The organism is uncultured Alcanivorax sp., from assembly GCF_947258575.1.
Taxonomy (GTDB): domain Bacteria; phylum Pseudomonadota; class Gammaproteobacteria; order Pseudomonadales; family Alcanivoracaceae; genus Alcanivorax.
This window is the reverse complement of sequence record NZ_CAMYIV010000010.1, coordinates 290,447-300,813: the sequence shown is the minus strand read 5'-3', so window position 1 is coordinate 300,813 and position 10,367 is coordinate 290,447. Positions and strand designations below refer to the sequence as shown.

Genomic DNA, 10,367 nt, shown 5'->3' with positions numbered 1-10,367 from the left:
TCACTACTGAAAAGCTCTCTGAACTCATTGCCAAGAAAGCTTCCTTTCAAATTGTCGCGGTCAAGAACATCAGCTCCGTGGTAAACAAAGTCGAGGGCGCTATTGAAAAGAAAGGACTACGTTGCCGCGTGTACACGGAATACAGAGCGGCCTCCTTAGCCAGCTTCGCTATCCCGACCGGCTTTACCCAGGTTACTGGCTTTGCCTCAGTGATTGGCATCGCCGCTCATAACCTCGCCACTTTCAACCCTGATTATGAGATAGGTAAGAACAAACCTGCCGGCAAAGTCACCGTCATTTACAAAAAGGACTGATTCTCCACAGAATCAGTTAGTCGATCAGCCCACTTCAGGTTGGTGCACAAACTCTTCTTATACATATTCGGGATGGCAAAACCCTACAACATCAAGAGAATTTGCGAACTCGAAACAACGGCAAAGAAGATCAGTAACCCATGTCCTGATTTTGGGCTTGCTCGGCTAGGGAACGCATGGCTTCCTGACTCTGCTCATCCCGTCTTACTTCGATCAAAAGCTGATCCCAATCATCGGGAGGGTGGCCACTTTTCAACATCTTGCGGAAAACCCGGCAGGCATCATCGGAGCTCTCATACGCCCGCTTGGTGCCCTCATCATTTACCCAAGCATAGACAATCACCTTGCTTGAGGCGTGATAACGAAAGAATAACCGGTATTGCTGAAAAAACTTCGCGCGGAACCAGTGCTTGTGATCAGCGCCAAGCGTACCACCCTGACGGTACTCCGGCCTTGCAGGGTCCTGCGGGATAACCTCGAATGCTAACTTGGCAATCGCAGCCAATCGCTTGGTAGCATTTTTCTTGGCGAACCCCTCGGCATTTTTTTCTTTGTGACTTTCGACTTGTCTTGCCAGGGTTTCAAGCTGTTCCATAAATAATGGGTGAGCGTAAACCGCCCACCCACTGATAGTTAGAGTGGTCGATTGCCTCCCACTCATTCATCGTCTTCCTGTAAAGGCGCATCCAGATCAACCTCGACACCCTTCGTCAGCGACTGAATACGCTGCATTAACGCATCCTCAACCGTAAGGATGTGCTCCGGATGCTCGGCGATATCAATCGCCAGGAAATCCAGGAACGACCCCAGAGCCGGGTCATCGCCTTCGCTGGTAGCCCGCGTCAAGACCACTTCGCCATTCTGGCGGATGACATACTGAATTTTGTCTCGCTTGTTGAGCTTGAGAGCACGGCGAACCGTTTCCGGCACGGTGGTCTGATACCGATCTGTCAGCGTGGATTCGACTTCAAGCGTGGCCATGGCCGCCTCCTGCACTATGGGGGATGACACGCAAATGGTAATGCAACCGCATTACCAAAGACATCACCCTGCCTGATCCCTCTCTCCAATTCTCTCCAGAATCCAGGACTCCACCTCGTCCGAGACCCATCCCGTTGCACGGGCACCCAACGGAACCGGCTTTGGAAAGACCCCGTCCGCAATCAGCTTGTAAATGTAGGACCGTCCCAAGCCGGTGGTATCCATCACTTCTTTCAAACGCATGATTCTCATGAGCAATCTCCTTCATCTCATGAGATGCGGCATGTTGGTAAAATAAGACTGGGCGGACGACCACCCAGCCTCTCATCTCCTACCGGCTACAACGCAGATTCCGGCTTCCGTCTCCGAATTGCTTTGTCTCCTGCTTGGCAAAGTAGCTAAGACGATTGAATAGCCCCGCTATCTGGCTATCGCACTCCATAGACCCACGCCTGACCCAGTACACTCCGCCTTCACAGAAGTGCACCAGCCCCACAGCCTGCTCCATGCTCAAGCCCAGCGCCCTGGACCAGGCAAGTACGATTTTCTTGGCCAAACTGTCGGCTTCCCCGGCAGCAGGATCTACCGGCAAGTCAGGGTCGAAATCCTGAGCTCCGGCCCTGCACCCCTCTGGCATCCGCCCCAATCCCCGGTAGCACTCTCCATTCAGAAAGAGACACAGGTGGTAATGGTGATGGAAGGCATCTGCCGTCTCCTTCACACAGACATAGCCAACCTTGCAAGCAGGCCCTCGGCGCCCCTCTCGTCTACGCCGATCCATATCAGCATCAATCTGTGCTTGCAGGGACTGGATAAAGAAACCAAACAGATCGCCATCACGCATGTAGCCGTGCCTTGGCAATTTCAGATCCACCCTTACGGCCATTGTCCTGGCTTGGCGGTCTGCCTCTCGCTCCATGGCCTGATGAATTCTTTCCAGATACGGAATGAACAGCGGTCCCCGCTGTAGCTGGACGTCATATCCATTCCAGGGGCCAGAGTGGTGAAGGGTAAGGTTGGTGTTCTCGGGATGACGCTTTCTCATGATTACCTCTTAAGAAATGAGGAGGGAATTCTCCATAAGAGGTAGCTATCGAGTAATTATTAATGAAGTTATGTGCTTTGGTCATACTTATCAATGAGTTACGATATACAGTAAATACCCAAGAGGCCAACCTGCCTTATCATTACTATTACCGTTTCCACAAAGCTGAACGAGCCGCAGCATCTCTGAGCTGTAGACTGCAGCCCACTCAAAGGTTAAACCAAATCAATCGCCTTCAGTGGGAGGGGCTCCGGTGACCAAATTGCTGAAACTCGCATCTTCAGCCAGGCCGGATCCATGTGATTTATTCAGAGGATATCTCTTCCCGACACCTCGCAACCCCCATAATTCGGCCTGAGCACCTAACTCTTGCTCTTTCCCCGCATGCCTCCTGTACGATTGCCTATATAGCCGCCTTCCCAGATCAGGCAGCATGCTCACTTTCCAGCACTCCCCCCTCATCTCGTCAGGAATCCCTTCACCAGATAAGACAATAGGAGTAACCACGTGAGCGTCCCGCACTTCAAATAGTGGCAGTATAAGGCAACGTGCCCCTGACATGACCACCCTCCAGATCTCCGCATCCGAAACCAAAACTTCCCATACCCTGACTGCCTCGTGGATTGAAGCACAGACAATCGCATCCACCACAGCCAAAGGTGCCTGAGCCGCCTTGGTACCCAAATGCTGCCTTATTTCGGTCCGAAGCTCTCCATTTTCATCATTACCATCCCAGCCTCCATGATGTAGGCAACTATTAACAATCAGGCTGGCATATCGGTTGATGAGCATCTGCAGGTATCGGGAAAATCTCTCACGGGGAGTATCTCGAAAGTTCTCATGCAAGTTGCAAGGAGCCCTCAACTCTCCCCTTGCAGTAAAAGCCCTCTCAAATTCCATGGCCGTCTGGGTGCTAGGTAGTATTCCCGTATCACCTGCTCTCCACCTAGCCGATTTATTAGCCTCCCTCGCCTCCTTCTGCTGCAAACTACCAATCACTTTGGCTGCGTTGTACATACCAAAAGCCGTACGGTACCGATTCTCTTTACTACTTAGTTTGGCCTCCCTGATTAGAAAGCAGGCAGCGCCACCTATACCCATAAAGTCAGGGTGAGCGAGGTTAATGAAATATGCGCCTTTCGACATTCCCAACAAATACCTCCCGGTTACTCCTGCAACCCTGCTTCGAAGGTATCCACGCTGCATCAGCGTACTCAACTGGGATCTCAATCCGTCATCGGTCAGGCCCGCCAAGCGCTTCAGATCACTCCCCCCAACCCCATATACTGCGCCCGCTGAATTGGACCCAACCAGCAGCGCCGCCAGCACCAAACGATTGTAGGGAGTCAACCATTTCTGGCCTGGTTTGCCTGTATCATCTCCTGTCGCAGTTAACACATGTTCAGCAAGACTGCGGAGCTCAACGACCGGCTGCTCACTTTCCAGACCAGCAAGCGCTTCCTCAAGCTGAGGCTCCAACTCCAAGCACCTCCTTCTTTTTCCCAGCCCCCCATCGACAAATCGTTTCTGTAACACCCCGCTCTCAGACAACTCCCGGATTGCTTTACTCACCACCCTGTCGTTTAGCTTAAAGCGCTCGACATAGTCCTGGACTGTAAACGCAACGCCACGCCCCTCATCGTCGCAAAGCAGCCGATACAAGAAGTAACGGGTTGGCCCTGCAATAGACGCGAGACCATTCCGCCGATCAAATTCCGCTGATGTTCCTAGCAACCCAAGCACGCAACCCCCCCGAAATATGTCATCTCTTTCTATTTGTCGTAATTATACCAGATGGCATGTTTTTAGCAGTACGAATATACGTCTATAATACGTCTTACTCGTACTATTTAATTTTTCGGGGTTTTCAGCATGGCAAGGTCAGAAATACCTCTAGAGGATTGGCTCACGAATGATCAAGAAATGCTGACTTGGCTGGAGCAGCACTTGAGACGAAAAGGCGCGCCCATCCAGGTTTTAAACCCATATAACCTTCGCCCAGCGCTCCTCGATGCCGCTCATTATTTGATCATCAATAGCAGCAGCCAGAAGGAGCTCATGAACCTCAAGGCCGCATGGAGAAGATACAAATCAGACAAAAAGCACGGAAACCAGGTGGTCCAAGTCAGGCTCAGTCCACGCGTGAAAAGACAGCTTGCCAACCTCTCCAAGAGAACAAGTGTTTCCGAAACTGTTGAGAGATTAATCAAGGAGGAAGTCGGCTATTTCAAAGACAGGAATGCAGCAATCCAGAACGCGATTCAGGAGCATATTCAGCGTCACGAAGAGTCCGCCGCAGGCAAACTCGACCACCTGCAGAAGGAACGCTCGAAGCTGATATTTCATAATGAAGAGCTCCAGGCGGAGCTCTCGGAAACCCAGAAAGAGATGAGCAATATATTGTTTAGACTGGTCGAGCTTGAGGTCGCCCTTAACATACAAGCAGAGGAAAGCCTTGAGCTAACACCAGATGAGAAACAAGAAGCCCTGCACAGACACCAGTCTCTGCTCGACTACTTCCGCAAGCAGTTAAAAGCGACGGCCTCACTTGCTCAAGCCGAGAACCACAGCAGCACCAATCAAGGACCCAGACCACAGAAAACCTGAGAAGGAACAGCCACAGCACCTGGTCTCAGCCCCTCTTGAGTAGAGGGCAGGCTTAACCTCCATACCCATCCCTCAAACCAGCAAGCTGCCGGTCAATCAGCTCAGCAACACCACTATCCACTCCGAAATCTCTGGCAACGACAGCGAAATCAGCGAGAAAAGTCACGATCTCCTCAATATCGCGCTGGGCCTGCTCCCATTTGGCGTAGCCCGCCCGCGCCGCCAGCGCTTGGATGGCTTTCAGCGGCGGATTCTTGCCGAAACCGGCATAGGCAGTGGCATGCTCCTGGTATGGGTGAGGGCTAAAGGTCACATCGTAGAAAGGGGCAGGCACCCAGTCGCCGGCATCATCCTGCAGGAAAGCCCAGTTCTTGCTGTGGTCGTCCTGGTTGCAGGCAAACAGGTTGAACATGGCTCTGCGGAACTGCAGCTTGCCGACCGCTGGCGACCGGCAAAGATGGCGGCTGGCCTTGATCAGATCTTCGTAGTCCAGGCTGGGCGTCCGGAAATCCGCATCCAGCAAGCCACAGGCACTGTGCATATGGAGTCGACCTGCCTTTTGGGGATGGCTTACCCAATCGAACCGCTTTACCCCAAGCCAGGCACGGGCACCACTTTGCTCTGGCGCCTCAAACAATCGCCACTCAGGCGGCTCCAGCCCCAGCTTTCCGGCCAGGTGCAGATAAACCGCCTCACAGAGCCCTTCTTCATGGCCGAGGGGCAGATTCCGGGAGGTAAACTTGACCAGCCAGGCCTCATCGCCTGGCCTCGCCACCGTGCGGCAGCGATCTGGCTCATCCGGGGAGATGTAGAGCTGCGCCTTGGGTCTGGCGCCACCGGAGCTGCCTGCTGCCACCAGATCCGCCAGCACCTCTTCCGTCTGACCGTCAAAAAACGCCTGTGCCTCCATACCCAGCGTCGCCAGGTCGATGTCGCCGGTTGAGGCAAGCCGGTATTCCGAGGTCGGCGAGAATGACAGGGCCCCCATCCCGGAAGCCCCGACAAACGCCAGGCGATCCATGGCGGTGATCTGGGCAGGGAGAATACCATGCTGACGGAACACACGGTCTTGCAGCAAGGAACCCCAGCCATCAGGCAGACTATCGCCGAACAGGCCATGCAGGCCGGAATGCGGCCTTTTGGGAGCAAGCTGCAGCTCAGTGGTTGCCTTCAGGCCAAAGGGCGACAGGTTCCCGAAGCGCCCGAGATAATCGGCATCGTACTGAAAGAAGACGCCCTGCCGGTTCTGCGCCAGCACGCCAACCGTCACTGCCTGCCCCGTTGCCAGCGTGCGGGTCACCGTGAGCTTACGGACCGGCTTAAAGGTCATCGCTCAACACCTCATCGATACTGGATGGTATCTCCACTTGATCAAGGGAGCGACGAGTTAGCGCGTACAGGCGACGCAAATCGTCCAGACTCTGCCAGAGGAATAGCAACTGCCGGAACGAGATCTGGCCGGTGAGCTCGAATTTCTTGATGGTGGAGGCAGGCACCCCACTACGCTCAGCCAGCGCATCGCGAGACAGCTTGGCCTGCTTGCGCAAATGTCGCAGATGGGCGGCAAATGCCTGCTGGACATCGGCATCGTCAATCAGGGACGGTGTCATATCATTCCAAATCAGACACAATGATGTCCAATTATTGCACAAAAACAAAAAATAGACACTATTATGTCTTTTCATACCCCCCCTATCCCGACTGCCAAGTATTGCTGCGACCCAGAATCTTGGAGCCATAAGCTAGCTGTAGAGGCATTACGCCCGATGAAGGCAGTGGCAAAGGGGCTGATGGGTTTTACGCAGACAACACGGACGCTGGAGGACGCTCGGCATCAAGTAACCAGAGCGCCCCACACAAGCCACTCAGGCCAGCACTTCCAGCCCCTTTTCCGCCACCAGATTCAGCAGCTTTAGCGAAGGGCCATTCGGCTTTTTCTGGCCTTGCTCCCACTTCTGCACCGTGGACACACTGGTATTCAGATAGGCAGCAAACACGCCTTGGCTGGCGCGATTTCGAGTGCGGATACGCCTGATCTGCACCGCCGTATACTCTTTCACAGGCGGCAGACAGAGCGCATCGAACTCACGGAGAGTCGCCTCTTTCATTACCCCCGCTTCGTGCAGATCTTTCGCCGATTCATGCACTGCGTCCAGTATTGACTTACTCATCGCTCTTCACCTCAATTAACGCACCACTCTTTATCGCTTTGGCCAATGCCCTATCGCTATAGCTCAGCAGCTCTTTTGCCAAATATTTCAAGGCCCTCAGCTCATCAGCAGAGATATTCGCGCGTGCGCTTTTAGCGAAGCCATAAACAAAGAAGGCCTTATCACCAACCCTGTACGCCAGCAGGGTCCTCATCCCTCCGCTTTTGCCTTGGCCACCGACAGCCACACGTTTTTTCACCACATGGCCACCCAAATTCGCATCAATCAGGCCACGCTCCATTTCATCAACCGCCGCAAGCAGCAAGGCGTCATTCAAGCCCTCTTTTGATGCCCACTTACTGAATGGCCTGTTCTTGAATATCCGCATCTCATGCCCTTGCCAGCCTCGTCAAAGTATAGCACCTAGTGCCATAGACAACCACGCCACAATCATCACTCTAGTAGCAACAGCAGGGGCAGAGAACCCTCCTCATAAACCTAAAAAATCGGTTAAATTTTGACCAGTTGCGCGCAGACAAAAAGGCGCCGCGCATTTGCTCATTAAGCTAAATCAAGGGCTTAAAAGTGGTGGGCAGCATGGTGGGCAAAGCAAAAATCACCATGCAAATAGCACAATAAGATACTGATTTTAAAATATTTTTAATTTTTAACCAACAAGAAGATCCAGAATATCGAATAAGCCCCGCGCGCCGCTTCTTTTTCAGAAGCCGATATCCCGGTAATGCCGGGATACTTTCTCAATGGCAATCACATAGGCCGCCATCCGATAATCGTCAATTTTCGGATTCTCGTTACGGGTACGGATGATTTCCTGCAGGGCCAGACGCATGGAATCATCCAGGCCCGAGCGCACCAGGTCGAACTCGTCGGCGCCACGGGCCAGCTTCTTGACGATATGCTCAGGCACCTTGGTATCGGTGGCCTGTTCAATGGCATCAATCACATGCTGACCGCGGGCTTCGTGGAAACGTTTGTCCAGGCGCCCGAAACGCACATGGTTCAGGTTACGAATCCATTCGAAGTAGGAAACGATCACGCCACCCGCATTGCAGTAGGCATCGGGAATGATTTCCACGCCCTTTTCGCGGAGAATCCGGTCGGCTTCAAAGGTGACCGGACCGTTGGCCGCTTCCGCGATCAGACTGGCCTGAATGCGTGGCGCGTTTTCCGTGGTGATGACCCCTTCCAGGGCCGCCGGGATGAGAATATCGCACTCTCTTTCCAGGGCCTTGATGCCATCTTCCAGATACTCGGCCCCGGGGAAGCCCTTCACCCCGCCGCTTTCGACAATATGCTGACGCACCGCGCCCACATTCAGCCCGTCTTCATTAATGAGGGCGCCATCACGCTCGATGATCGCCGTGATAAGGCAGTCATCCTCGGTTTCCAGGAAGTGGGCCGCGTGATAACCCACGTTCCCCAACCCCTGGACAATGACTCGTTTTCCGGAGAGTGAACCGGAGAGTCCGGCACGCTTGATTTCTTCCGGGTGACGGAACAGCTCGCGTAGCGCGTATTGCACGCCCCGACCGGTGGCCTCATTTCGGCCACGCACGCCACCGTGCTCCACCGGCTTGCCGGTCAGCGCACCCATATAATTGATGTCGTTGGGGAACATCTGCTTGTAGGTGTCCACCATCCAGCCCATTTCCTGGGGACCGGTGCCCATATCCGGGGCCGGCACATTCTGGGAGGGACTCAGGTAGCCCTTGTTGATCAGCTCACGGGCAAAGCGGCGGGTGATGGCTTCCAGCTGGTGGCGCTGGTATTTTTTCGGGTCGATCACCAGCCCGCCCTTGGAGCCGCCGAAAGGCACATCGACGATGGCGCACTTGTAGGTCATCAGCGCCGCCAACGCCTCCACTTCATCCTGATCCACAATCGGGGCGTAACGGATACCGCCCTTGGAAGGCAGCCGGTGATCACTGTGGGTGGCGCGCCAGCCGGTGAAGATCTCCGCCTTGCCGTTGATCTCCACCGGAAAGGACACCTGCACCACGCTCTGGCACACCTTCATGGCATTGCCCATGCCGGCATCAAGACCCATGATGCCGATGGCATGGTCGACCATGTGTTCAACGCTTTCCCGAAATGACATACCCTTCTGGGCATACTTGGTATCGCTCATGGCTGCTCCGTCAGTCCTGTTATTCTTGATAGGACTTGAACATTAGCAGCGCTTTCACAGCAAGGGTGTTTGTGCTTTGTTATGCCCTGTTAACGTGCACGGAAGTGCCAGTCAACGCGGCACAGCCAGCACCGCAAAGGTGTCCCCCACATTCACCAACGCCGGATGCCGGCGTCCGATCAACAGACCATCACAGGGAGCGCAATACTCCACCGGGGGCTCACCGGTACGTTCCAGGGAATGCACCCGGGCCAGCACCTCACCGGCGCGCACGGCATCACCCAAAGCCACGGCAAATTCCAGCAGGCCACGATGTTCGCTGACCCGGTAATACTCACTGCCGGGAATCTCCAGGGCCTGCGAGGCCACTACCTCCGGATCGCCGGGCAGGATGCCGGCAAACCGCAGCAGGTTCTCCACCCCCTGTTCCGCCAGCGCCACAGTCTCGGGCGTGGTGGTGCCGCCGCCGCGCAGTTCCGTGCTGACAAACACCTTGCCACCCCCCTCTACCACGCTGTCGTAAAGCACATCGCCTTCCAGCTCTGCCATGAACAGCGTGTAGGGCGCACCGAAGGCGGTGGCGGCGGCAAGGCAACGAGCCTCGAACTCCCGGTCCGCCATGCGGTGGGTGGCGGCAAAGGGCAACAGATCCAGGGTGCGGCCACCGGAGTGGATATCCAGCGCCAGATCACACAGCGGCACCAGGTAGCGGGTGAGGTAATCGGCGATCTTTTCCGTCAGGGTGCCCGCAGGATTACCGGGAAAGGCCCGGTTCAGATTGCCGCCATCCAGGGGCGAGGTGCGGGTGCCGTTGAGCACCGCGGGATGATTCAGCATGGGCACGATAATCACCCGCCCACGAATGTCTTCGGGTTGCAGACGATTAGCCAGCTTGAGCAGGGCGGTGATGCCTTCGTACTCGTCACCGTGATTGCCGCCGGAGAGCAGCGCGGTGGGCCCCTCGCCGTTGCGAACCACGGTGATCGGGATCATCACATTGCCCCAGGCGGAGCCGTCGTGGGAATGAGGCAGTTTGAGAAAACCGTGCTGAACGCCGTCCCGGTCGAAGTCCACGGTGGCGGTGATGGGGCTGTCTTGCATAACGGCATCGGGTCCGGGGC

The 10,367-nt window shown here is 55.0% G+C and carries 13 protein-coding genes; 2 read left to right on the top strand and 11 right to left on the bottom strand.

What is annotated here, in order from left to right:
- Window positions 1–314, top strand: a 314-nt coding sequence (locus tag Q0Y02_RS11145) for a hypothetical protein (RefSeq protein WP_297768080.1), incomplete at its 5' end; no start/stop codon positions are given.
- A 130-nt stretch (window positions 315–444) separates the two neighbouring features.
- On the opposite strand, the gene Q0Y02_RS11140 is transcribed toward Q0Y02_RS11145, so the two are convergent.
- From Q0Y02_RS11140 to Q0Y02_RS11120, 5 genes are all read right to left on the bottom strand, one after another.
- Window positions 445–975 (bottom strand): type II toxin-antitoxin system YhaV family toxin, encoded by a 531-nt coding sequence (locus Q0Y02_RS11140; protein WP_052043065.1) that lies wholly within the window; start codon window positions 973–975, stop codon window positions 445–447.
- Window positions 972–1,295, bottom strand: a complete 324-nt coding sequence (locus Q0Y02_RS11135; protein ID WP_035249893.1) for a type II toxin-antitoxin system PrlF family antitoxin — start codon at window positions 1,293–1,295, stop codon at window positions 972–974. Before Q0Y02_RS11135 ends, Q0Y02_RS11140 begins: the two co-directional genes overlap by 4 nt.
- A gap of 63 nt (window positions 1,296–1,358) precedes the next feature.
- Entirely contained in the window at window positions 1,359–1,547 is a 189-nt protein-coding gene (locus Q0Y02_RS11130; protein WP_035249891.1) for an AlpA family transcriptional regulator, read from the bottom strand.
- Window positions 1,548–1,626: 79 nt separating this feature from the next.
- Window positions 1,627–2,340, bottom strand: coding sequence for an inovirus Gp2 family protein (locus Q0Y02_RS11125; RefSeq protein ID WP_035249889.1), 714 nt, complete (start codon window positions 2,338–2,340; stop codon window positions 1,627–1,629).
- 225 nt (window positions 2,341–2,565) lie between these two features.
- Entirely contained in the window at window positions 2,566–3,912 is a 1,347-nt protein-coding gene (locus Q0Y02_RS11120; RefSeq protein ID WP_297768070.1) for a hypothetical protein, read from the bottom strand.
- Window positions 3,913–4,212: 300 nt separating this feature from the next.
- Here Q0Y02_RS11120 and Q0Y02_RS11115 point away from each other — a divergent pair, with 300 nt between their 5' ends.
- Entirely contained in the window at window positions 4,213–4,947 is a 735-nt protein-coding gene (locus tag Q0Y02_RS11115) for a hypothetical protein (RefSeq protein WP_146026884.1), read from the top strand.
- A gap of 52 nt (window positions 4,948–4,999) precedes the next feature.
- Here Q0Y02_RS11115 and Q0Y02_RS11110 read toward each other — a convergent pair whose 3' ends face one another.
- The 6 genes from Q0Y02_RS11110 to doeB form a co-directional block, all read right to left on the bottom strand.
- Window positions 5,000–6,277 (bottom strand): type II toxin-antitoxin system HipA family toxin, encoded by a 1,278-nt coding sequence (locus Q0Y02_RS11110; RefSeq protein WP_297768066.1) that lies wholly within the window; start codon window positions 6,275–6,277, stop codon window positions 5,000–5,002.
- A complete protein-coding gene (locus tag Q0Y02_RS11105; protein WP_297768064.1) occupies window positions 6,267–6,557 on the bottom strand; it encodes a helix-turn-helix transcriptional regulator in 291 nt (96 codons plus the stop codon). The genes Q0Y02_RS11110 and Q0Y02_RS11105 overlap by 11 nt, the downstream gene beginning before the upstream one ends.
- A gap of 255 nt (window positions 6,558–6,812) precedes the next feature.
- A complete protein-coding gene (locus tag Q0Y02_RS11100) occupies window positions 6,813–7,118 on the bottom strand; it encodes a DNA-binding transcriptional regulator (protein ID WP_039926534.1) in 306 nt (101 codons plus the stop codon).
- Window positions 7,111–7,485, bottom strand: coding sequence for a type II toxin-antitoxin system RelE/ParE family toxin (locus Q0Y02_RS11095; RefSeq protein ID WP_063509005.1), 375 nt, complete (start codon window positions 7,483–7,485; stop codon window positions 7,111–7,113). The genes Q0Y02_RS11100 and Q0Y02_RS11095 overlap by 8 nt, the downstream gene beginning before the upstream one ends.
- 333 nt (window positions 7,486–7,818) lie before the next feature.
- Entirely contained in the window at window positions 7,819–9,246 is a 1,428-nt protein-coding gene (locus tag Q0Y02_RS11090) for a Glu/Leu/Phe/Val dehydrogenase (RefSeq protein ID WP_297768058.1), read from the bottom strand.
- A 111-nt stretch (window positions 9,247–9,357) separates the two neighbouring features.
- Complete coding sequence (gene doeB, locus Q0Y02_RS11085) at window positions 9,358–10,347, bottom strand: N(2)-acetyl-L-2,4-diaminobutanoate deacetylase DoeB (RefSeq protein ID WP_297768104.1); 990 nt, start codon at window positions 10,345–10,347, stop codon at window positions 9,358–9,360.
- Between the last annotated feature and the right edge of the window lie 20 nt (window positions 10,348–10,367).

Excerpts from the sequence above, each read along its gene's own strand:
- Q0Y02_RS11140 (WP_052043065.1), bottom strand. The coding sequence starts at position 975 with ATGAGTGGGAGGCAATCGACCACTCTAACTATCAGTGGGTGGGCGGTT.
- Q0Y02_RS11135 (WP_035249893.1), bottom strand. The coding sequence starts at position 1,295 with ATGGCCACGCTTGAAGTCGAATCCACGCTGACAGATCGGTATCAGACC.
- Q0Y02_RS11130 (WP_035249891.1), bottom strand. The coding sequence starts at position 1,547 with ATGAGAATCATGCGTTTGAAAGAAGTGATGGATACCACCGGCTTGGGA.
- Q0Y02_RS11125 (WP_035249889.1), bottom strand. The coding sequence starts at position 2,340 with ATGAGAAAGCGTCATCCCGAGAACACCAACCTTACCCTTCACCACTCT.
- Q0Y02_RS11115 (WP_146026884.1), top strand. The coding sequence starts at position 4,213 with ATGGCAAGGTCAGAAATACCTCTAGAGGATTGGCTCACGAATGATCAA.
- Q0Y02_RS11110 (WP_297768066.1), bottom strand. The coding sequence starts at position 6,277 with ATGACCTTTAAGCCGGTCCGTAAGCTCACGGTGACCCGCACGCTGGCA.
- Q0Y02_RS11105 (WP_297768064.1), bottom strand. The coding sequence starts at position 6,557 with ATGACACCGTCCCTGATTGACGATGCCGATGTCCAGCAGGCATTTGCC.
- Q0Y02_RS11100 (WP_039926534.1), bottom strand. The coding sequence starts at position 7,118 with ATGAGTAAGTCAATACTGGACGCAGTGCATGAATCGGCGAAAGATCTG.
- Q0Y02_RS11095 (WP_063509005.1), bottom strand. The coding sequence starts at position 7,485 with ATGCGGATATTCAAGAACAGGCCATTCAGTAAGTGGGCATCAAAAGAG.
- Q0Y02_RS11090 (WP_297768058.1), bottom strand. The coding sequence starts at position 9,246 with ATGAGCGATACCAAGTATGCCCAGAAGGGTATGTCATTTCGGGAAAGC.
- doeB (WP_297768104.1), bottom strand. The coding sequence starts at position 10,347 with ATGCAAGACAGCCCCATCACCGCCACCGTGGACTTCGACCGGGACGGC.